14 protein-coding genes are annotated in these 23094 nt (G+C 70.3%); 6 read left to right on the top strand and 8 right to left on the bottom strand.

Features of this window, described 5'->3' with window-relative positions:
- Positions 1-6: 6 nt before the first annotated feature.
- The 3 genes from HEK131_RS05880 to HEK131_RS05890 form a co-directional block, all read right to left on the bottom strand.
- The gene (locus tag HEK131_RS05880; protein ID WP_432215692.1) at positions 7-1569 is read right to left on the bottom strand and encodes a CDP-alcohol phosphatidyltransferase; all 1563 of its coding nucleotides are present in this window, start codon (positions 1567-1569) and stop codon (positions 7-9) included.
- A gap of 737 nt (positions 1570-2306) precedes the next feature.
- Complete coding sequence (locus HEK131_RS05885) at positions 2307-4244, bottom strand: amylo-alpha-1,6-glucosidase (protein ID WP_244333904.1); 1938 nt, start codon at positions 4242-4244, stop codon at positions 2307-2309.
- Positions 4241-5659 (bottom strand): MGH1-like glycoside hydrolase domain-containing protein, encoded by a 1419-nt coding sequence (locus HEK131_RS05890; RefSeq protein WP_244333905.1) that lies wholly within the window; start codon positions 5657-5659, stop codon positions 4241-4243. Before HEK131_RS05890 ends, HEK131_RS05885 begins: the two co-directional genes overlap by 4 nt.
- A 119-nt stretch (positions 5660-5778) precedes the next feature.
- On the opposite strand from HEK131_RS05890, the gene HEK131_RS05895 reads away from it, so the two are divergent.
- The 3 genes from HEK131_RS05895 to HEK131_RS05905 all read left to right on the top strand — a co-directional run bounded on the left by HEK131_RS05895 (position 5779) and on the right by HEK131_RS05905 (position 12793).
- Complete coding sequence (locus tag HEK131_RS05895; protein WP_217463430.1) at positions 5779-6999, top strand: ROK family protein; 1221 nt, start codon at positions 5779-5781, stop codon at positions 6997-6999.
- Between the two features lie 417 nt (positions 7000-7416).
- Positions 7417-10137 (top strand): pyruvate, phosphate dikinase, encoded by a 2721-nt coding sequence (gene ppdK, locus HEK131_RS05900; protein ID WP_244333906.1) that lies wholly within the window; start codon positions 7417-7419, stop codon positions 10135-10137.
- 1213 nt (positions 10138-11350) lie between these two features.
- Positions 11351-12793: a hypothetical protein gene (locus HEK131_RS05905; protein ID WP_244333907.1), complete on the top strand. Its 1443-nt coding sequence runs from the start codon at positions 11351-11353 to the stop codon at positions 12791-12793.
- A gap of 968 nt (positions 12794-13761) precedes the next feature.
- Here HEK131_RS05905 and HEK131_RS05910 read toward each other — a convergent pair.
- The 5 genes from HEK131_RS05910 to HEK131_RS05930 form a co-directional block, all read right to left on the bottom strand.
- Positions 13762-14112: a hypothetical protein gene (locus HEK131_RS05910; RefSeq protein ID WP_244333908.1), complete on the bottom strand. Its 351-nt coding sequence runs from the start codon at positions 14110-14112 to the stop codon at positions 13762-13764.
- Between the two features lie 88 nt (positions 14113-14200).
- On the bottom strand, positions 14201-14821 hold the full coding sequence (locus HEK131_RS05915) for a class F sortase (protein ID WP_244333909.1): 621 nt from the start codon (positions 14819-14821) through the stop codon (positions 14201-14203).
- A gap of 127 nt (positions 14822-14948) precedes the next feature.
- A complete protein-coding gene (locus tag HEK131_RS05920; RefSeq protein ID WP_217463438.1) occupies positions 14949-15491 on the bottom strand; it encodes a hypothetical protein in 543 nt (180 codons plus the stop codon).
- A gap of 294 nt (positions 15492-15785) precedes the next feature.
- Positions 15786-17432, bottom strand: a complete 1647-nt coding sequence (locus HEK131_RS05925; protein WP_244333910.1) for a M4 family metallopeptidase — start codon at positions 17430-17432, stop codon at positions 15786-15788.
- 177 nt (positions 17433-17609) lie between these two features.
- Positions 17610-18293: a SanA/YdcF family protein gene (locus HEK131_RS05930; RefSeq protein WP_217463440.1), complete on the bottom strand. Its 684-nt coding sequence runs from the start codon at positions 18291-18293 to the stop codon at positions 17610-17612.
- Between the two features lie 167 nt (positions 18294-18460).
- Here HEK131_RS05930 and HEK131_RS05935 point away from each other — a divergent pair, with 167 nt between their 5' ends.
- From HEK131_RS05935 to dnaG, 3 genes are all read left to right on the top strand, one after another.
- Positions 18461-19735 (top strand): deoxyguanosinetriphosphate triphosphohydrolase, encoded by a 1275-nt coding sequence (locus tag HEK131_RS05935; protein ID WP_217463441.1) that lies wholly within the window; start codon positions 18461-18463, stop codon positions 19733-19735.
- 104 nt (positions 19736-19839) lie between these two features.
- Entirely contained in the window at positions 19840-21105 is a 1266-nt protein-coding gene (locus HEK131_RS05940) for an NAD(P)/FAD-dependent oxidoreductase (protein WP_244333911.1), read from the top strand.
- Positions 21106-21152: 47 nt separating this feature from the next.
- The gene (gene dnaG, locus HEK131_RS05945) at positions 21153-23057 is read left to right on the top strand and encodes a DNA primase (RefSeq protein WP_244333912.1); all 1905 of its coding nucleotides are present in this window, start codon (positions 21153-21155) and stop codon (positions 23055-23057) included.
- Positions 23058-23094: the final 37 nt, after the last annotated feature.

Raw genomic sequence — 23094 nt, forward strand, 5'->3', positions numbered from 1 at the left:
GCCCGGTCAGCCCGTCTTCGGGTGCGGGGTGGAGCCGTACGCGGTCAGGAAGCGGTCGCGGAAGAGGTTCATCTTCCACACCGGCGCGTCGTGCGCGGGGCGCAGGCCGTCCGTCCAGCCCCAGTCACCGATCTTGTCGAGGACCTTCGGGTCCTTGGCGACGATCGAGACCGGCACGTCCCGGCTGGCGTGGTTGCCGCTGACGCGGGCGATGGGCTGGTGGTCGCCGAGGAAGACCAGCACCGTGTCCTCGGTTCCGTAGCGCTCCAGCCACTCGGTGAGCGCGGTGAGCGAGTACTGGACCGACTTGCCGTACTCCTGGCGGGACTTGGTGGTGTCCGCCATCACGTCCGTCGGGTCGGTGCCCGCCGCCTCGATGCCCTTGAAGACCGAGCCGTCGCCCAGCTCGTCCCAGTCGACCATCTTCGGGATCGGGCTCCAGGGCTGGTGGCTGGAGGTCAGGATCACCTCCGACATCACCGGCTTGTCGTGCTTCTTGCCGTGCACCCGCTGCTGGAACTGCTCCAGGGCGTACTGGTCCGGCATCGTCGACCAACTGAACTTCGGCCCCTTGTAGCCGAGTTTGAAGGCGTTGTAGACCTTGTCCAGGCCGAAGAAGCTCTGTTCGGGCCATGCCTTCTGGATGCCCGGCATCACGCCGACCGTGTCCCAGGCGCCGGTCTTCTTGAACACCTTGGTCAGGCTGAGGTGGTCGCTCGCCATCACCGTGCGGTAGCGCTGCTGGTTGCTGACCCACAGGCCCGACAGGGTGGTGGAGTGGCCGAGCCAACTGCTGCCGCCGTAGGTCGCGGAGGTCAGCCAGCCGCTCTTGGCGTGGTAACCCGCCTTCGCCAGCGCCTCGTCGCGGGTGGCCAGGGTCCGGTCCACGCCGGGCGCCATGATCGGGTCCTCGATCGCGCTACGGCCGTAGCTCTCGATGAACGTGAAGATCACGTCCTTGCCGCGCAGGTCGGGCACGAGCTGGCCGGGCGGGGTCGCGCCGAACGCGTCCACCTTGGCGACCTTCTGGAACGCGGCCTCGTCCTTCAGCGTGTTCGACACCCGCTCGGTCTGGCTCTGCAGGGTGAGGGCCGCGCTGTCGGCGGCCAGCGGCACGCCCGCGAGCTGCACCCCGAAGGAGGAGCAGGTGATCCAGACGACGCCCGCGATCAGGGTGCCCCGGGTCGCGGTGGCGGAGTGCCGGGCGAGGACGTCGCTCAGACGCACGACGGCGAAGGCCGACGCGGCGAACAGCAGCAGTACGGCGACGATCAGCGCGGCCGTCGCGGCGAGGGTGGCCCCCCGGCCGAGCGAGTCCTCCAGGTACGACTGCGCGTCGCCCAGCAGGCTCCAGTCCAGCACCAGGTTGAAGGTCCGGCCCAGGTACTGCTTGAACCCCATGTCGAGCCAGTTCAGCACGGTCAGCGCGGCGAGCGCGACACCGCCGGCCGCGGCGAGCACGACACGGGGCTTCCTGGGCAGCGCGAGCAGCACGGCCGCCCCGACGATCGCCTCACCGGGCAGCCGGAAGAAGCCGGCCGGCCTGACCGCGGCGATGCTGGCGGGCATCACCAGGGTGCAGACGACCAGCACGGCGGCGAGCACGGTGACGGTCCGGGAGAGGAAGCGGGCTCGGCGGGGATGTTCGGCCCGCCACCGGGTGAGGCGGGCGGAGCGGGGTGGTCCGGCGGGGGTCCCGGGAGCCGCTCCGGGTGCGCCCTCGGGACCGGCCTCCGCGTCGGGGGCGCCCTTGGGGTCGGAGGCGCGGTCCGCCTCTGCCGACGGCGCTCCGGGGTCGGCGGCGGGGACCGGCCCGGCTTCCGTGACCTTCCCGCCTGCTTCCGCCTCCGGCGCGTCCTCCGGGCCGGTTTCTGCCCCAGGGGCAGCCTCCGGAGCGGTGGTCGAACTGTCGGCAACTCCCTTGGCCGACCCCACCTCGCCGGACCCGTGAGCCTTCGCTCCCGACGGCTCGTCGACCGCGCCGGAACCCCGGTCGTCGCTCTTCCCGTGCTCGGCGCGCGTCTCTGTGTCCACCGCCCCGCCAGGCCCGGCGGAGCCCTCCTCGGGGGTGCCCCCCGGTGCCCCCGTCGCTGCCGATGACTGGTGCGTGTTCTTCTGCTGAGGCAAACCCGGAGGTCCTTCCGCGCGGGGCCGGTGACGAGGGAGGCGGCGGGCCACGCTGGGGAGGCTGGGCAGGACCGGTGGAGGCCGGCCCGCCCGGCCCGCCGTCCTTCCGTACGGTCCACCGCGCACCGGTGTTCACGACCTACGGCAAATACCGGGCAAACGCCCGGTCAAGGACGGTGTCAGGCACCCCCGACCGCGGTGAGCAGGGCGAGCGGCGCGGCAGCCGAACGGGACTCCCGCACACACGCGTGCGGGTACGGTACCGGCTCGGGGTGGGTGTCACGGCCGTAACCCGCCAGCACTTCCGGAAGCCGGTGACCGGCCGTCGTCGCCGCGTCCACCAGGCCGTGGGCCACCGCGCGGGCCTCGTCGTGCAGGCCGTAACGGGCCAGGCCCAGGGTGATCAGGGCGTTGTCGTGCGGCCAGACAGAGCCCCGGTGGTAGGAGAGCGGGTGGTAGGCGGCCTGGCCGGAGGCCAGCGTGCGCACGCCCCAGCCGGAGAAGAAGTCCGGCTCCAGCAGCCTGCGCCCGACGACCTCCCCGTACTCCTTGTCCAGCAGCCCCGACCACAGCAGGTGTCCGGCGTCCGAGGCGAGCGCGTCGATCCGGTGGCCGTCGCCGTCCAGCGCCAGCGCGGGGAAAGCCTGTTCAGGCAGCCAGAAGTCCCGCTGGAAGCGGTCGCGCAGATCGGCCGCCGCCTGCTCCAGCAGCGCCGCGTACGTCCCGTCGTCCCACACCGTGCGCGCCAGCCACGCCGTGCGCCGCAGCGCGTCGTACGCGTACCCCTGCGCGCCCGCCGCCATCACGGCGCCGCTCGGCCGGGTGCCGTCGGCCCGGCAGATCGCGCCGGGGGAGTCCTTCCAGTTCTGGTTGGCGAGGCCGCCCTCGTCGGCCCGGTAGACGAGGTAGCCGCGCGCGGTCAGTCCGCCGTGGTCCAGCATCCAGCCGACCGCCGCGCGGGCGTGCCGCTCCAGGCGCCGGGCGAGGGCCGCGTCGCCGGTGTGCTCGGTGTAGGCGCCGAGCAGCACCAGGAAGAGCGGGGTGGCGTCGACCGAGCCGTAGTAACGCCCGTACGGCACCTGCCCGAAATGGGCCAGCTCGCCGTGCCGGACCTCGTGCACGATCTTGCCGGGCTGGGCGACGGAGGAGGCACCGTCGGCCGTGGCCTGGGTGGCGGCCAGCGCGGGCAGCGTGGCGGCGGCCAACTGCGGGCGGTACGGCAGGGCGAACAGCGAGGCGAGCAGGGCGTCCCGGCCCAGCAGGGTGAGGAACCAGGGGGCGCCCCCGGCCGGGACCCGCAGCTCCTCCCCGTCCGGTCCCCGCGCCGGCACCTGGAGGGCGGCCATGTCGGACAGCCCCCGTGCACAGGCGGCCGCCAGCTCGGGCCAGGCGGTCGGGAAGGCGACACCCTCCATGAACTCGTCCTCTGCGGAGCGGAGTTGTTCGTTCACGGCATCGGGCGAGCGGGGTACGCGCACCGCGCGCCGGTCGCCGTGCGGGCGGGCCATCACCCGCAGCAGCAGCTCCGCGCTTCCGTGCGGGGGGAGTTCGAGCGTCCACACCAGCCGCCGGGCACCGGTACCCGTCTCCTCCACCGCCTCCGGAGCCGGGTCGGCGGTGATGGTCGTACAGGACCGCCACTCACCGCGCCGGTAACCGAACTCGATCCCGTCGTCCAGGACGTGGCGGCTGCGTACGGCCCCCGCCTTGACGTAGGTGCGGTGGTCGGAGCGCAGCTCGAACTGGTCGGTGAAGTCGGCGTCGACGGTGAGCGCCAGCCGTACGGTGGTGGCCGCCGGGACGTTGCCGGTGATCCGCACCGATTCCACGAACGAGCTTTCGCCCACGGCCTGTTCACGCCACAGGGTGTACGCGGGCGGCTCCTGGCGTCCACCGCGCGGCACCAGCACGCAGCGCGCCGTGTCGCCCTCGCCGACCGGCCGCAGCACCTCCGGCACCGCGCCGTCGACGGTGAGCTGCCAGCGGCTCAGGTGCCGGGCGTCGCGCACGAACAGCCCGTCGACCGGGCCTCCGCCGCGCACCCCGCTGATGTCGCCCCGGTCGCCCACGGCGGCGAATGTGGTCCCTCGCACGAACAGATGATGCCGCTCGGTCATCTCCGGTCCCCTCCCTCTTCCCCAGTGTCCAAAGCGCCGTTCGCGTCGTGCAGCAGGTCCAGCGTCAGCGCGGCGGTCCAGCCGAACCCCGGCGCCCCGCAGGCCTCGCCGGTGTCCGGGTCCACGTACTCCGCGAATTCGGATTCCCCGGCCGTGCGCAGGAACGCGGCGCGCAGGGCGTCGGCCGCCGTGTGCTCGGCGTGGGCGCGCAGCCCGCGCTCCACCAGCCAGGCCGTGTTGAACCAGGCCGGGCCGCGCCAGTAGCGGTTCGGCTCGAAGGCCGGGCCGCGCAGGTCGTAGCTGGGCACGAGCCCGGTGCGCGCCGCGAAGTGCGGTCCGCGCAGGGTGTCCACCAGCGCGCCGGCCACCTCGCGGGGGAGCCGGGGCAGCAGCAGCGGGACGAGTCCCGACACGCTCCGCTCGCGGACCGGGCCGCCGCCGCGCAGGTCCCGGCAGAGGAACATCCCGGACGCGTCGTCCCACAGCCGCTCCACCAGCGCCGCCGTCAGCCGCTCGGCGCGGGCGTGCCGGGCGGTGCCGGGGGCGCCCAGCTCGGCGGCGATCCGGGCGAGGGCGTGCTCGGAGGCGATCAGCAGGGCGTTGAAGGAAGGGTCCTCCACCGCGAACTGCCCGCCCCCGTCCGCGTATCCGCCGTCCCGGTAGTCGGCCGCGAGGCGCACGTACCGCCCGTAGTCCAGGTCGGTCGGCCGGTCCTCCGGGGCGCCGTGGTCGAGGTCGGCGCGGCGGAAGGAGCGGGCCGGGGCCGGGGTGACGCGGGCCAACGGGGCATCCCAGCAAGGGCTGTTGTCCATGCCCTGCTCCCACGGGTGCACCACCGACACCAGGCCGCCCCCGCCGAGGTCGCGGCGGTGCAGCAGATAGCGGTGCCAGGCGGCCAGCCGGGGATACACCCGGGCCAGGAATCCGCGCGCCCGCGACAGGCCGGGGTCGGCGCGGTGCACCAGCCAGGCGGCCAGCGCGTGCACGGGTGGCTGCACGATGCCGGACGTCTGTACGGTGCGCGGGGCGCCCGCGGCCCGCCCCGCGGTGGAGGAGCGCCAGAAGTCGGGGCTCGGGAAGTAGGCGTCGAGCGGCACGGAGGGGGAGAAGACGATGTGCGGCACCCGCCCGTCCGCCCACTGCGCCGCGAGCAGCGTCTCCAGCTCCGTCTGCGCCCGCAGCGGCGACAGGTGCCTGAGCCCGATGGCGATGAACGCCGAGTCCCAGGACCACTGGTGCGGATACAGGTTCCGGGAGGGGACCGTCGAGCCGCCCGTCCAGTTGGCCGCCAGCACACGCGCCGCCCTGACGTGCAGCGACGCTGCCGAGGGTGGCGACGGGGGCCTGGACGACGGCGGATCGTATGCGATCTCGCGCTCGGTGACACGGGCAGTGAGCTGGGCAGTGCGATCCACTCGGGGCTCCCCGAAGACGTCCGGCCGGCCTGGTTTGGTTCTGTCTATCGCAGGGTTACGTCTACTTAACACGCAAAACTCAATATGTAATGCAAACTTGAGGAACACAAGGGGGTGGCATGACCGGAAAGCCGGGCAGGACGGCCAGGGGCGGCGCTCAGGCGAGCGCCGGTGACCTGCTCGACCTGGTGCGCAGCGGACGGGCCGTCACGCGGGGCGCGCTCCAGCAGATGACCGGCCTCTCCCGGGCCACGGTCGGCCAGCGCCTGGACCGGCTGTTCCGGGCGGGCTGGCTGCGCGAGGGCGCGGGCGGCCCGGTGGACTCCCCGCTCGGCGGCCGCCCCTCCATCACGCTGGAGTTCGACGGCTCGCACGCCGTGGTCCTCGCCGCCGACCTCGACACCCGGCACGCCCGCGCGGCCCTGCTCACCCTGACCGGCGAGATCCTCGCCGAGCGGGCAGGCGCCCTGGTGGTGGAGGACGGCCCGGAGGCGGTCCTCGCCGAACTGGGCCGCTGGTTCGCCGGACTGCTCACCGAGACCGGCCGCCCCCCGGAGGCGGTCTGCGGGATCGGGCTCGGCGTGCCGGGCCCGGTGGACAGCGAGACCGGGCGGGTGGTCCAGCCCCCGATGATGTCCGGCTGGGACGGCTACGACATAAGGGGCCGCCTCTCCCGCGCCTTCACCGAGCACACCGGCGCCGGGCCCGTCCCGGTCCTGGTGGACAACGACGCCAACCTCATGGCGTACGGGGAACAGCGCACCGGGCACCCCGGCTGCCGGGCGTTCGTCCTGGTCAAGGTCTCCACCGGCATCGGTGCCGGGGTCGTGGTCGACGGCGCGATCTACCGGGGCGTGGACGGCGGCGCGGGCGACCTCGGGCACATCCGGGTCGGCACCGAGGCGCTGTGCCGCTGCGGGTCCTACGGCTGTCTCGCCGCCGTCGCCAGCGGTGGCGCCGTGGCCCGGCGGCTGACGGACGCGGGCGTGCCGGCCGCCTCCGGCTCGGACGTACGGGACCTGCTGGCCGCCGGGCACCCGGAGGCGGCGGCCCTGGCACGGGAGGCCGGGCGCCGGGTCGGGGACGTGCTGGCGACCGTCGTCACGCTGCTCAACCCCGGTGTGCTGATGATCGCGGGCGACCTCGCCGGTACGCCGTTCCTGACCGGGGTGCGCGAACTGCTCTACCAGCGGGCGCTGCCCCGCTCCACGGCCCACCTCGACGTCGTCACCGCGAAGCTGGGGGAGCGGGCGGGGCTGATCGGCGCGGGCGCGCTGGTCGTGGAGCACCTGTACGCGCCCGAGCGGGTGGAGGAGCGGCTCTCGGCGCTGGGGGTGTGACGGGCGCGTTTCCGGCGCGCGACGGCGTCCGGACGGCGTCCGCATGGTGAAATCGCGCGCCCTGTGGCAGCGTGATTCTCGCCACCCTTGATAAGGGTCGCGCTCAGATGAGCGGATCTTGAGCGACTGCACTTCTCCAAGGGGTGGCACTCGGTGCCACCCCTTGGGCGTTCATTGATCGAAATCAAACGTGCTGATCACCGCTCACATGAGCTGGATGCGGCGTCGCCGGACGCCCTTCCGTTCAAGAAGTGAACACTCGCGTGGCCCTGGCCTTGCTCTGCCTTTGCTTTCGATCCTGTGGCAGACGGCTGGTTACAGGCTTATGACGCACGAGTGGACGTACCCAGGTGCCTTCGATCTGGGTATGTTCCTCGCCGTCAGGGCAGCCACCGTGGCCTCAAGGAGTCGAGACCCGTGTCGGAAAACAAAGAGCCTCACGTAGCGAAGTTCGTCTACGACTTCACCGAGGGCAACAAGGACCTCAAGGACCTGCTCGGTGGCAAGGGTGCCAACCTCGCCGAGATGACCAACCTCGGACTGCCGGTCCCTCCCGGCTTCACCATCACCACCGAGGCGTGCAAGGTCTACCTCGACAGCGGCGAGGAGCCCGCGGCACTGCGGGACGAGGTGAGTGCGCACCTCGACGCGCTGGAGCAGCGCATGGGCAAGAAGCTCGGCCAGGCCGACGACCCGCTGCTGGTCTCGGTCCGCTCCGGCGCCAAGTTCTCCATGCCCGGCATGATGGACACCGTCCTGAACATCGGCCTCTCCGACAAGTCGGTGAAGGGCCTGGCCAAGCAGGCCGGCGACGAGCGCTTCGCGTGGGACTCCTACCGCCGCCTCATCCAGATGTTCGGCAAGACCGTCCTCGGCGTCGACGGCGAGCTCTTCGAAGAGGCGCTGGAGAAGGCCAAGGAGGCCAAGGGCGTCCAGGTCGACACCGAGCTGGACGCGGCCGACCTGAAGAAGCTGGTCGCCGCCTTCAAGAAGACGGTCAAGGCCGAGGCCGGCCGGGACTTCCCGCAGGAGCCGCGCGAGCAGATGGACCTCGCCATCCACGCGGTCTTCGACTCCTGGAACACCGACCGCGCCAAGCTCTACCGCCGCCAGGAGCGCATCCCGCACGACCTGGGCACCGCGGTCAACGTCTGCTCGATGGTCTTCGGCAACCTCGGCCCCGACTCCGGCACCGGCGTCGCCTTCACCCGCGACCCCGCCTCCGGGCACCAGGGCGTCTACGGCGACTACCTCCAGAACGCGCAGGGCGAGGACGTGGTCGCGGGCATCCGCAACACCGTGCCGCTCGCGGAGCTGGAGAACATCGACAAGGCGTCGTACGACCAGCTCATGCAGATCATGGAGACCCTGGAGAACCACTACAAGGATCTCTGCGACATCGAGTTCACCATCGAGCGCGGCAAGCTGTGGATGCTCCAGACCCGCGTCGGCAAGCGCACCGCGGGCGCGGCCTTCCGCATCGCGACCCAGCTCGTGGACCAGGGCCTGATCGACGAGACCGAGGCGCTCCAGCGGGTCAACGGCGCCCAGCTCGCCCAGCTCATGTTCCCCCGCTTCGACGAGGACGCCAGGGCCGAGCAGGTTGGGCGGGGCATCGCGGCCTCGCCGGGCGCGGCGGTCGGCAAGGCGGTCTTCGACTCGTACACCGCCGTCAAGTGGTCCCGCTCGGGCGAGAAGGTCATCCTGGTCCGCCGGGAGACCAACCCCGACGACCTGGACGGCATGATCGCGGCCGAGGGCATCCTCACCTCGCGCGGCGGCAAGACCTCCCACGCGGCCGTCGTCGCGCGCGGCATGGGCAAGACCTGTGTCTGCGGCGCGGAGGAGCTGGAGGTCGACACCAAGCGGCGCCGGATGGTCGTACCGGGCGGGCATGTGGTGGAGGAGGGCGACGTCATCTCCATCGACGGTTCCTCCGGCAAGGTGTACCTCGGTGAGGTGCCGGTCGTGCCCTCCCCGGTGGTGGAGTACTTCGAGGGCCGGATGCACCCGGGCGCGGACGACGCCGACGAGCTGGTCGAGGCCGTGCACCGCATGATGGCCTTCGCCGACCGCAAGCGCCGGCTGCGGGTGCGGGCCAACGCCGACAACGCCGAGGACGCGCTGCGGGCGCGGCGGTTCGGGGCGCAGGGCATCGGCCTGTGCCGTACCGAGCACATGTTCCTCGGGGACCGGCGTGAGCTGGTCGAGCGGCTGATCCTCGCGGACACCGAGACGGAGCGCGAGGAGTCGCTGAAGCAGCTTCTCCCGCTGCAGAAGCGGGACTTCGTCGAGCTGTTCGAGGCGATGGACGGCCTGCCGGTGACGGTACGTCTCCTGGACCCCCCGCTGCACGAGTTCCTCCCCGACATCACCGAGCTGTCGGTCCGCGTGGCCCTCGCCGAGTCTCGGCAGGAGCCGCACGAGAACGAACTCCGCCTCCTGCAGGCGGTCCACCGCCTCCACGAGCAGAACCCGATGCTGGGCCTGCGCGGTGTCCGCCTCGGCCTCGTCATCCCCGGCCTGTTCACCATGCAGGTCCGCGCCATCGCGGAGGCGGCCGCCGAGCGCAAGGCGGCCAAGGGCGACCCGCGCGCCGAGATCATGATCCCGCTCGTGGGCACCGTCCAGGAGCTGGAGATCGTCCGCGACGAGGCCGACCAGGTCATCGCGGAGGTCGAGGCGGCGACGGGTACGAAGCTGAAGCTGGCCATCGGCACGATGATCGAGCTGCCGCGCGCCGCGCTGACCGCCGGTCAGATCGCCGAGGCCGCGGAGTTCTTCTCCTTCGGCACGAACGACCTCACCCAGACGGTGTGGGGCTTCAGCCGGGACGACGTGGAGGCATCCTTCTTCACGGCGTACCTGGAGAAGGGCATCTTCGGCGTCAGCCCCTTCGAGACGATCGACCGGGACGGCGTCGGCTCGCTCGTGAAGGCCGCCGCCGAGGCTGGCCGGGCCACCCGCCCCGACCTCAAGCTCGGCGTCTGCGGCGAGCACGGCGGCGACCCGGAGTCCGTCCACTTCTTCCACGAGGTCGGCCTGGACTACGTCTCCTGCTCCCCCTTCCGCATCCCGGTGGCCCGCCTCGAAGCCGGCCGCGCGGCCACCCAGTCGGAGGGCAGCGACCACCGCTGACCTCCCGCCGACCCCGGACCCGTCGTCGGTCCCCGACCCTCACCACCGATCGACGACGGGCTCCGGCGCCACAAAGAGGGGCGGCACCCTGTGCGGGGGTGCCGCCTCTTTGCGTGTGGGGTGGGGGAGTGTCGAGATGCGGCGCTGGCCGGGCCAAATGGCGTTTGCTGGCGTTGGCTGCCGTCGGACCAGTGCGAGGCCGTTATGCCTTTCAGGTGCGACTGGGCCCCGTCACGCGATCTTCTCGATACCCCGGTAGATCTGAAGCCAGACTTGCTGTTGCCCCAGCTCGTCGACGACACCGGGGTAACGGTCTTCCGTTAGGGCTGCTCCGGTCTGCACTTTCGGCACGGGACGAGTCCCGCGTGCAAGGCTTCGTACAAGGTGATCTCATCCGGCCGGTTCCCCGGCCGGCACCGCTTGTCCCTGCCCGTGTGGTAGACGGTGCCTCGCCCCATCGGTCCACTGGGCGCCTTCCACCACTTCGACACGGCCACCTTCGTCCCCAAATGGTCCAGTTGCCGCTGCACCTGCTCCAGCTCAGCCTGCAGCTCCTGCTGACGTTCCTGTAGTCGTATGCGTGCTGCGCTGGCGGTCTCCATCTGGCGTTCGATCCTCTTGCAGTCCAGGCGCCGAATCGCGGCGGCGCTCGCCTGAAAGTACATCGATGAGCTAGGCGGAGAGGGCCAGATGGCCAGTGATCACCCCCGCTGCACCTGATGTGAGCCTTGTCGATGGCAGTGCAAACCGAGGGGTGCAGCGACGTCGGCTGCCCGCCGTCTCGACAAAGCTTTATCTACTTCTGGCCCCTGTACATGGGCAAGGCGATCCCGCTGGACCAGTGGCGGGCGCGGATGTGGCTCGACACGTGGTTTAGCTGGACAGACGCACCGAGAGGGCGCGGCAGTCTGTCGCGCCCTCATGGTCGTTGTTAGTCGTCAGTGGCTGACGTGGGCCGCCCTCGGACGGCCCAGAGACTGCCCCGTTCACGTAGAAGAGGGACAGGGCGATCGGGCAATGGGCGGGGGCCTTCACTGACCGAGGAAGCGCCGGGCTCGTGGCTGGCGAGCAGAGGTGTCTGGCCGTGATCCCCCCCCGCTGACACGCTGAGCCGACAACAGGCAGCCACGATGGCGAGGCCGCGCTCTAAAGCCAGTGAGCAGTTCTTGCGAACGCACTGATTGAAGGCCTACAGGTCGCTAACATGGCCGCCGTGACAGATGATCAGAAGCAGCAATTTTACGCGAAGGTCATGATTGCGTCCGATCAATTCATTCGGCGATGCGAGGCGCTAGATGACTTGATTGATTCGATTCTACCTGTTGTCGAAACGCATGATTCGCTAGATAGGGGCGCCGCAGAGCTGGTGTCTGCCCTGAGGTTCGTCCCGCTGGAAGACAGGGTGAGGTTCAGTCAATTTTGGGTTGAGTACATGACGAACTCTGGCGACCATATCGAATTTTCCGAGATGTTGGGTGCGATCTTTGAGGAGTTCAAGTCGGAGTCGTACCTCCCCAAGCTGATTGCTGCCATGCATGACCTACTCCTGCGCCCCAAGCGCAAGAAATTGATGCTTGAGCAGTTTGTCATCTCCGCCGTGAGTAGTTTCGAGGTTCTTTTCGCGGCGCTGGTAAAGGAATTTTACAAGGTTTCACCCCAAGCGCTTGAAAACGTCGCACGAGAGACTGAAAAGGAATTCTCGCTTAAAGACCTAAAGGCGCTAGAGAACATCGAAGATGCGGTCGACTTGGCCATCACGCGGCGCATTGATGATCTCATGTTCAAAAGTTTCTCCGAGTGGAGAAAGTTCTTCTCGGATCGCACGAATATAAAATTTGAAGAATGCGCCATTGACTGGGAACGCCTCAAGGAAGTGTTTCAGCGACGCCACATTCTTGTACACAATGGCGGAATAGTCTCTAAGCGATATATATCAAATGTGAATTCCTCCCTCGCAGGCTCCCTCAAGGCTGGTGACGAGGTCTCGTGTGATGAAGAATACGCCCACAGGGCTGTTGCGGAGGTGATGGCGTTCGGATTCCTACTCTCCAGTAGCCTCCTCTTGAAGTTTGGCAAGGATTTCGCGGAATGGACTGCAAGTCGCGCCAATGACTTCGCCTACTCCAACCTTCTAGCTGAGCGAAATTCCGTCGTTGGGAAGGTTACCGAGTTCGTCGGGACGATGAACGTCCCAATGGGGTCGAAGCTCACTGCAAAGGTGAACAACTGGATTGCACGTGAGCGCATGAGCCCCGACTCAACTAGGGCCGAGATTTCCTCATGGGACGTAAGCGCTCTCGGAGATCGCTATCGCTTGGCCAAGCTCTGCCTGCAGGGTGAAAAACATGAGGCGCTGAAGCTGGTGAAAGTGCTATATCGGGCAGGAGAGCTCAGCGCAGAAGACATTATCGAGTGGCCTCTCTTTGAACCTTTCCAAAAGAGCGCCGAATATAAAGAGCTGCTGACAGGGGTGGAGTTGCCTGTGGACTTGAATTGGTCTCAACATGCAACTAGCCTGCTCGTAAACAAGAAAACCGGCGTTGTTCATCTAGATTCGTGCCGACTGAAAAGCGGTAGCTGGGTGCCGGTCCCATTTCGAGAAGCGTCGAAATATAGGCGCTGTAAAACATGTGGACCGATCGCCTTGGCCAAGTAGTACACGCATGCAGAGGTCTATCTGCCTCTCCATTGATCTGGCCCGATCGTGTTTCGCCACTGGTCAGCGAGCGGCAGGTCAGGATCTCGGATGACGCACGCGACGCGGTGACGCGGAAATAAGGAGAACTTCGCAAGGAAGACCGCCGGGGGGACGGCAGAGCTTGATTACGGCTGCTCGTGAACCGGGAGTTGGGCAAGCAGAAGTTCCGGGCCATCGCTGAACATGGCAGGAGACGGCCGTACACCGCGAGCGGACCGATACGAACGTGGAGCGAGCCCTACGGCTGCACATCTACCCCACGTTCGGCAATTGGGAGATCGGCCGGATACAGCGAGTCGACGGACTCAGGTGGATCAAAGAACGGTCGGGGGTAATTACCCCGTCGACCTTCGCAACACCCTGGAACGTCTGCACCAGCATCCTGAAGATAGCCCACCAAGAGGGGACGATCCCGAAGTACCCGTGGGAAGGGATGAAGCCGTCAGACGTTTATTCGGAGATTCACCGGCTCCATCCGGAGGCGGTGAAGGCGCTGTTCCCCCCGATATCGCTCCCCGGTGAGGCAGGCCGCGTCGACGGGATTGCGACAAGGCGAGCTGTTCGGGCTGGTTGACCGGCCCCGACAAGGGGGTGCCATACCTCGGGGAGCCGAGGACCAGGCAGAGCTATCGGGCCGTTCCGCAAAGACGCTCGGTCCTGGACGAGATCACACGGCACCGCGAGAAGTTCCCGCCGCAAGTCGTGCACATCGAGGACCGGACGAACCCGCGAAAGCCCGTGTGGCGCCATGCCCGCCTGCTCTACACCAGCGAGACCAGCGGAGCGATCCGGCGGGGGAGTGGGCGCAAGTGCGGGCCCGGAACGGCCAGCGGGCAAACGCCCATCTCAAGAAGTCGGGCAGCTTTGGGCATGGTTGAGCCCCGTCGCATGCCGTTGCCTCTGCGGTCCCACCGTGGGCTGGCAGCTCACGGCCGGAGGCGTTCCGCCTGCGGGTCGAAGCAGATGAGTCCGTGCTCGCGGGCCAGCGCAGAGGCGTACTCGGACACTTCCTGAGCCTTGCTGTAGGACATGGCCAGGTACACGAGCGGCCCCGATGCCTCGTCGAGGACCGGTGTCGACGCCCATACGACACGTCGGTCGACATCGTCCGGGTATTGCGCGACGAGGGCCTCCACGTAGGCCGTGATGCTCGGCACCGGAGGCATGACCACATCGTTCGACGCCAAGTAGCGCTCGTAGAGCTCGTCGTATGTCGAGCCTGCCTGGTGATCGTCGGGCGGACGGTCGCCGTCCCACACAGCAAGGTCGTAGCTCACAGACGCATCGTGGCAGGCAGTCGTTCCGTCGGCGTCGGCAGGCCCCGATTGGGAGTCGGGCCCGGAGACTGGGAGGTCAACTGATCCGTCACGCTGCCCGGCTCCCCCTCAGATGCGCGAACACCACCACGTTCCCCTGGTACCCCGTCGACCTGGAGTACCCGCCCCCGCAAGTGATCACCCGGAGTTCGGGGCGGGGCGAGGCGCCGTAGACCTTTTCGTCGGGGAAGTTGTTCGCGGAGTAGACCTCCACCGCGTCCACCGTGAAGACGGCCGTCGTGGCGTCCTCGCGGTCGATCTCGATCGTCGTGCCCCGTTTCAGGGCGCCGAGGTCGTAGAAGACCGCCGGGCCGTCGGTGTTGTCGACGTGGCCGGCCACGACCGCGGTGCCGGTGTCGCCGGGGGTGGTGCCCGCCTCGTACCAGCCGGCGAGGTTCTTCTCCGCCGGGGGCGGTGCGTCCAGGCTGCCCGACGGGGTGAGGGCGAGGCCCGTCAGGGGGGCGTCCACGCGTATCGCGGGGATGCGGACGCGGGTGGGCGGGGACGCGGGCAGTGCGGGGGCCGTGCCGTGTGCGCCGCCCGGATCGGGCCGGCCCTCGGCGGCGGACGGCTGCGGGGGTGTGCCGGTGCCGGGGCCGAGGAGCCACACGCCCGTGCCCAGCGCGAGCACCGTGACGGCGGCTATGGCGGTGTCGCCGATCCTGCGCATGGAAATCCCTTCCCGGAGACAGCACCCCCCTTCACAGGGAGGCCCGCCCCCTATGGGTCACGAGGGGCATCGGACCCTCAGGGGGCGGGACTTCGCGGTACCGGCGACGGACAGCGGAGGGTGTCCGTCAGATCCCGTCGCCTCTCGCCCGGCGATGCAGGAGCCAGGTACCGCCCGCGGCGGCGACGGCAAGAGCCGCCACACCCGCCGTGGTCTGCACGGGGCCGGGGCCGAAGGCACCGCCGACCCCCGTCTTCACACTGCCGTGCGGCTGCACCTGCCCGTGAGCGCCGGCCAGGGTCACCATCAGGTCACCCGTCACCCGCCGGTCGCCCTCCGCGCACCGCGCGACGATCTCGTACGTCCCCGGCTGCGCCCCCGCCGGAACCTGGAACTGCCCGATGGCCTCGCCCTCGTGCGTGGTCGGCGCCAGCGCGAACGTCCCCGCGCCTACCGCTCCCGCGTCCCCGAGCGCCGCGCCCTTCTCCCCGCAGGCCGCGGTGTTCACCGTGACCTGGCTGCCGGGCAGCGCGGTGGACGGGTACACCTGGAGACTGCCGACCTGCGCGGGCCGCAGATGCGGGACGCCCGCGTGGGCCGGAGCCGTGCCGAGCCCGGCCGCGGCTACGGCGAGCGCGGTACCGGTCAGCAGACGGGCGGTGCGACGCATGGTGCTCCCCAAGAGCTTGTCCGACTCGTACCTCGGAAGTGCGGGGGCACGTCCCCCGCACTTCCGAGGTAAAGGCCACCGCGCCCGCTCCGCCTCCCGAGCCGCCGCCCCCGCTGCGGTGAACGGGTGGCGCCCGCCGGCTCCGCACGGGTGAGGCGGCGCGACGTAACACCAGGTCAGAGGCCCACCAGAAGCACGGAGTCAAGTGCACACGAATGGCGTGCGACCGGGGGGAACGCGAAGACGGTGCGCCGGAACCCCGACGCACCGTCAGTCACCCTCGCCGAAAAAGGCTCAGCTCACGTTCACCGCGCTCCACGCCGCCGCGACCGCGCCGTACTCCGCGCTCCCGGCCCCGTACAGGTCCTTCGCCGCGTTCAGGGTCGCCGTGCGGGCGCCCGCGTACTTGGTGGAGGAGGTCATGTACACCGTCAGCGCGCGGTACCAGATCTTGCCGACCTTCTCCCGGCCGATGCCGGTCACGGTGGAGCCGTTGGCGGTCGGGGAGTCGTACGAGACACCGTTGACGGTTTTCGCTCCGCTGCCCTCGGCGAGGAGGTACGCGAAGTGGTTGGCGACGCCGGAGGAGTAGTGCACGTCCAGGTTGCCGAGCGAACTGGACCAGTAGTCGGCCGAGTTGCCGTCCCTGGAGGGCTTGTCCATGAAGCGCAGCGCGGCCTTGCCGAAGCCGGGCTTCACGATGCGCTCACCGATGAGGTAGTCCCCCTTGTCGGTGGCGTTGTCCGCGTTCCACTCGACCATCGTGCCGAGGATGTCCGAGGTCGCCTCGTTCAGGCCGCCGGACTCGCCCGAGTACGTCAGCGCGGCCGTCTTGGAGGTGACGCCGTGCGTCATCTCGTGCCCGGCCACGTCGAGCGCGACCAGCGGACCGAAGGTGGTGCCGTCACCGTCGCCGTAGGTCATGCAGAAGCAACTGTCGTCCCAGAAGGCGTTGTTGTAGTTGTTGCCGTAGTGGACGCGGTTGTACGAGCCCTTGCCGTCGCCCGCGATGCCGCTGCGGCCGTGGACGTTCTTGTAGTAGTCCCAGGTCTGGTCCGTGCCGTACTGGGCGTCGACGGCCGCCGAGGCGCGGTCGGCGGTGGCGCCGGTGCCCCAGTGGTTGTCGGTGTCGGTGAACACCGTCGAGGGGGCCCGGCTCAGGCAGATCCCGAGGATGCACAGGTCGGTCTTGTTGGCCGCGTCCCCGGTGTAGGTGTTGCCGCGGGTGGCGTCCTTGAGCTGGAACGAGGAGCCCGACTGGGCCGTCTGCAGCGGAACCGTCCCGCTGTAGAGCGACTTGCCGTCACCGGCCGCCGTCTCGATGCTGTCCCAGGCGTCGATGCGGGCGCCGGTGCGGGCGTCGGTCAGCACGGTGCGGCCCACCGGGTTGCCGAGCGTGTCCAGGCCGACCGCGTTGGTCCGCCAGGCCAGCTTCGGCGCGCCGTGCAGGGCGTCGACGACCAGCTCGGGCTTGGCCTTGGCCCGGGTCAGCTCGCGGGGGCTCGCGGAGCGCAGCGCGTCCACCGCGAGCCCGGCCGCCTTCGGGCCGGTCAGCTTCGGGGTGACCGTGGGCAGCGAGAGCGCGGTGCGGGTGGCGCGGTCGGTGCCGCGGTAACCACCTGTGGAGTTCAGGTGGACCACGAAGTCCCCGCCGATGACGGGGATCTGGTGGTAGGTACGGTCGTAGCGGACGTGCCGGGTGCCGTCCTTGTCGACGATCACGTCCCGGACACTGGTGCCCTGGTCGGAGGTGAGGCCGAGACTCGCGGCGTGTGCGACGAGGATCGAGGCGGCGTCGGCGAGCGTGGTCGCACGGTTCGGCCCGGAGTCGGCCTGGGCGGCGGGGGAGAGGGCGGTGACCAGCAAAGTGGCCGCCGCCGCGGCGGTACCGGCGGTGGCGAGACGACGGGACCCTCGGACGTGCTGCCGTATCCGGCTCATCGGTCTCCTTGGGTGAGGCGCCTACGAGGCGTGGGGGTGGCGCTGATGCCCTTGAGATTTAAGTGGGCATGACATGGCATGTCCATAGCGCCTTCGGGGGGCCTGATGGGGTTCTCGTGGAGATCCCTCACGGGCCCGGACGCCTCCGTGGAGATCCCTTCCGGGCCGGGCTTTCCCCTAGGGGGCGCTCGGGGTCGCCAGCGCCCGCCGGACGCCCTGTTCGCGCGGTCCCAGGAAGTGCGGGTCGGGGTGGAGCGTCGCGTCCAGCGCCGCCTTGCCCGCCGCGAAGAGTTCGCGGGTGCCGCCGTAGTACCAGGTCGCGTCGTGCTTCGCCTCGACACCGAGGCCGTACGAGGTCACCCCGGCCGCCTCGCACAGGGCGACCGCGCGGCGGATGTGGAAGCCCTGGCTGATCAGGACCGCGCGGTGGACGCCGAAGATCCGGCGGGCGCGGACACAGGAGTCCCAGGTGTCGAAGCCCGCATAGTCGCTGACGATCCGTCCGGCCGGGACCCCGTGACGGCTCAGGTAGGCGCGCATCGCGCTCGGCTCGTCGTAGTCGGTACGGCTGTTGTCGCCCGTGACCAGTACGGCCTCGATCCGGCCCGCCCGGTACAGCCCGGCCGCCGCGTCCAGCCGGTGCGCCAGGTACGGCGAGGGCTCCCCGTCCCACAGCCCGGCGCCGAAGACGACGGCGACCTCGGTGTGCGGCACGTCCGCCGCCGTCCGCAGCCGGTCCGCCGTCGACACGTACAGCCAGGTCGACGGCAGCAGTGCCAGCACGCACCCCGCGACCACGCCCCGCACCAGCCGCCGGCGCCCCCGTACGTCGCGCGGCAGCCGCGGCCGGCTGATCCTCATGCGGTCCCCCCTCGTGTCCGATCCCGACCGGGGAGACGTGAAGGGCGCCCCCGCGGTTCACCCGGCCCCGGAGCCCCGCCCGCCGAACCGCGATAAATCGGCCACCCCTCCCGTAATCACCCGCCCCGCCGCCCCGCGATGTCCGTACCGGCGCTTACTGTCGAGGCATGGAAGGCACCGCACACCCCTCGGCCTACGATCCGACCTCCGTCGAACGCTGGGCACCGGAACCCGACAAACGCCCTGGCCGTACCGCCTTCCAGCGCGACCGCGCCCGCATCCTGCACTCCGCCGCGCTGCGCCGCCTCGCCGGCAAGACCCAGGTCGTCACGCCGGGCACCCGTACCCGGGCGTGGGACGCCAGCCCCCGCACCCGCCTCACCCACTCCCTGGAGTGCGCCCAGGTCGGCCGCGAGCTGGGCGCCGCCCTCGGCTGCGACCCGGACCTCGTCGAGGCCGCCTGCCTGGCGCACGACCTCGGCCATCCCCCCTTCGGCCACAACGGCGAACAGGCGCTGAACGAGTTCGCGGACGACATCGGCGGCTTCGAGGGCAACGCCCAGTCCCTCAGGCTCCTCACCCGCATCGAGCCCAAGCGCTTCACCCCCGAGGGCTCCGTCGGCCTCAACCTCACCCGCGCCACCCTCGACGCCGCGACCAAGTACCCCTGGCCGCGCGGCGCCCACCCGACGGACCCGGCGTCGTCCAAGTTCGGGGTGTACGACGACGACCGCCCCGTCTTCGACTGGGTCCGCAAGGAGGCCCCCGGCACCCGCACCTGCTTCGAGGCGCAGGTCATGGACTGGGCCGACGACGTGGCGTACTCGGTGCACGACATCGAGGACGGGCTGCACGCCGGCCACATCGACCCGGTCTGCCTGCACGCCGAACCCGAACGGCAGGCCGTCTTCGAGGTCGCCGTCGGCCGCTACGTCCCCGCGGACACCGATCCCGCCGAACTCGCCGCCGCCCTCGACCGGCTCCAGGACCAGGAGTGGTGGCCGCACGGCTACGACGGCACCGCGGTCGCCCAGTCCTGGCTCAAGGACGCCACCAGCCAGCTCATCGGCCGCTTCTGCCTGGCCGCCGAGGGCGCCACCCGCGCCGCGTACGGCGGCGGCCGCCTCACCAGGTACGGCGCCGAACTCGTCGTGCCCCGCGAGGCCCGTATGGAGTGCGCGGTGCTCAAGGCCGTCGCCGACCGGTACGTGATGCAGCGCGCCGAGCAGGAACTGCTCCGGGCCGATCAGCGGATCGTCGTCGCCGAGCTGGCCGAGGCGCTCACCGCCCGCGCCCCGGACGGCCTGGAGCCGCAGTTCAGGGCGCTGTTCGACGAGGCGGACGGCGACCACGCGCGCAAGCGGGTGATCGTCGACCAGATCGCCTCGCTGACCGACGCGTCCGCCCGCACGCTGCACGCCCGGCTGACGGGGCATATGTAGCCGGAAAATGACCGAGGGTGGCCCGTTTCCGGGCACCCCTCTTCCCGCACCACGCCGGGTGCGGGACGCTCGCCTGAAGGCGGCACCTTACGAGGAGGCATCAAGTGGTCGACGCGGACCAGACATTCGTCATCGTCGGAGGCGGTCTCGCCGGGGCGAAAGCGGCCGAGACGCTCCGCGCGGAAGGGTTCACCGGCCGCGTGATACTGATCTGCGACGAACGCGACCACCCCTACGGGCGCCCGCCGCTGTCCAAGGGGCACCTGCTCGGCAAGGAGGAGCGGGACAGCGTCTTCGTCCACGAGCCCGCCTGGTACGCCCGCAACGACATCGAGCTGCACCTCGGCCAGACCGTCGACGCCGTCGACCGCGAGGCGAGGACCGTCCGCCTCGGCGACGACGGCACTCTGATCCGCTACGACAAACTGCTGCTCGTCACCGGCGCCGAACCCCGCCGCCTCGACGTACCCGGCACCGGTCTCGCGGGCGTCCACCACCTGCGCCGCCTCGCCCACGCCGAGCGCCTCAAGGGCGTCCTGGCGGCGCTCGGCCGGGACAACGGCCACCTGGTGATCGCGGGCGCCGGCTGGATCGGCCTGGAGGTCGCCGCGGCCGCCCGCGAGTACGGCGCCGAGGTCACCGTCATCGAGCCCGAGCCGACCCCGCTGCACGGCGCCCTCGGCCCCGAGCTGGGCAACCTCTTCGCCGAGCTGCACCGCGAGCACGGCGTCCGCTTCCACTTCGGCGTCCGGCTCACCGAGATCATCGGCCAGGACGGCATGGTGCTCGCCGTCCGCACCGACGACGGCGAGGAACACCCCGCGCACGACGTGCTCGCCGCCATCGGAGCCGCGCCCCGCACGGGCCTCGCCGAGGCGGCCGGACTGGAACTGGCCGACCGCGCCTTCGGCGGCGGCATCGCCGTGGACGAGCACCTGCGCACCTCCGACCCCGACATCTTCGCCGCCGGGGACGTGGCGAGCTTCCCGCTGCCGCTCTTCGGCACCCGGCTGCGCGTCGAGCACTGGGCCAACGCGCTCAACGGCGGCCCCGCCGCCGCCCGCGCCATGCTCGGCCAGGACGTCACCTACGACCGCGTGCCCTACTTCTTCTCCGACCAGTACGACCTGGGGCTGGAGTACAGCGGCTGGGCGCCGCCCGGCTCCTACGACCAGGTCGTCCTGCGAGGCGACGCCGGAAAGCGCGAGTTCATCGCCTTCTGGGTGCGCGAGGGCCGGGTGCTGGCCGGGATGAACGTGAACGTGTGGGACGTCACAGAGCACATCCAGCACCTCATCCGTTCCGGTGCCGCGGTGGACGTCGAGGCGCTCGCCGACCCGCACGTCCCGCTCGCCGACCTGGTGCCCTGAGCCCCGCGCGAGCGGGGAGTGCCCCGGGACCCCCGTAGAATTCATCCGTGGCAGGACGGATCAACGACGAGGACGTGAAGGCGGTACGGGACGCGGTCCCGATCGACGCCGTGGTCTCGGAGTACCTCCAGTTGCGCAACGCGGGCGGCGGCAACCTCAAGGGCCTCTGCCCCTTCCACGACGAGAAGTCGCCGTCCTTCCAGGTCAGCCCGAGCAAGGGGCTCTTCCACTGCTTCGGCTGCCAGGAGGGCGGCGACACCATCACCTTCGTGATGAAGGTGGACCACCTCTCCTTCTCCGAGGCCGTCGAGCGCCTCGCCGGCCAGGCCGGGATCACCCTGCGCTACGAGGAGGGCGGCTACAACCCCGCCCACCAGCGCGGCGAACGCATCCGCCTGGTCGAGGCCCACAAGATCGCCGCCCAGTGGTACGCCGAGCAGCTCGCCACCAGCCCCGAGGCCGACACCGGCCGGGTCTTCCTCGCCGAGCGCGGCTTCGACCAGGCCGCCGCCGTGCACTTCGGCGTCGGCTACAGCCCCCAGGGCTGGGACCACCTCACCCGCTATCTGCGCGGCAAGGGCTTCACCGACAAGGAACTGATCCTCTCCGGCCTCTCCCAGGACGGCCGGCGCGGCCCCATCGACCGCTTCCGGGGCCGCCTGATGTGGCCCATCCGGGACATCGGCGGCGAGGTCGTCGGCTTCGGCGCCCGCAAGCTCTACGAGTCCGACAACGGACCCAAGTACCTCAACACCCCCGACACCGCGATCTACAAGAAGTCCCAGGTCCTGTACGGCATCGACCTGGCCAAGCAGCAGATCGCCAAGTCCAGCCGGGCCGTCGTCGTCGAGGGCTACACCGACGTCATGGCCTGCCACCTCGCCGGTGTCACCACCGCCATCGCCACCTGCGGCACGGCCTTCGGCGGCGACCACATCAAGATCCTGCGCCGGCTGCTGATGGACAACGGCTCGGCCCGCGTGATCTTCACCTTCGACGGCGACGCGGCCGGGCAGAAGGCCGCGCTGCGCGCCTTCGAGGACGACCAGAAGTTCGCCGCCGAGACCTACATCGCCGTCGCCCCCGACGGCATGGACCCCTGCGACCTCCGCCTCGCCAAGGGCGACGAGGCCGTCGCCGACCTGGTCCAGCCTCGCACCCCGCTCTTCGAGTTCGCGCTGCGCCAGATCGTCGCCCGCTACGACCTCGACACCCCGGCGGGCCGCGCGGCCGCCCTGGACGAGGCCGCGCCGGTCGTCGCCCGGATCAAGAACAGCGGCGCCCAGCACGAGGTCGCCGTCGACCTCGCGGGCATGCTCGGCATCCTCGACACCCAGTTCGTCGTCAAGCGCGTCGCCCAACTGGCCCGCTGGGCCCGCGACCGCGGCGGCAAGGGCGGCGCCCCGCAGCAGCAGTCACGCGCCCCCCAGCAGCAGTGGGAGCCCGCCCCCCGCCAGGCCGGCGGCCCCGCCCTCACCCTGCGCAACCCGGTCTACGCCACCGAACGCGAACTCCTCAAACTCGCCCTCCAGCGCCCGGAGTTGGTCTCTCCCGCCTTCGACGCCTACGGCCTCGACGAGTTCACCGCACCCCCCTACGCGGCCGTCCGCCAGACCATCGCCGAAGCCGGCGGCGCCGAGTTCGGCACCCAGGACCCCCAGGAGTACGTGGTCCGCGTCCGCGAGGCCGCCCCCGACGACACCGTGCGGGCCATGGTGACCGAGCTGGCCGTGGAGGCGATCATGCGCCGCACGGTCGACGAGACGTACGCGGGCATGGTCCTGGTGCAGATCAGGCGCCGCGCCGTCACCCGCCGCCTCACCGAACTCCAGAGCACCCTCACCCGCCTCGGCCACGCCGATCCGGCCCAGGCGGCGGCCGTGCAGAACGAGATGATGGTCCTCACCCGGTACGACCGCGCCCTGCAGAACGAGGGTCCGGCCGCGCTGTAGGCGCCCAGGGATCACCACGCGGTCACGGACCGGAAGC

It is taken from the genome of Streptomyces seoulensis (genome assembly GCF_022846655.1).
GTDB lineage: Bacteria > Actinomycetota > Actinomycetes > Streptomycetales > Streptomycetaceae > Streptomyces.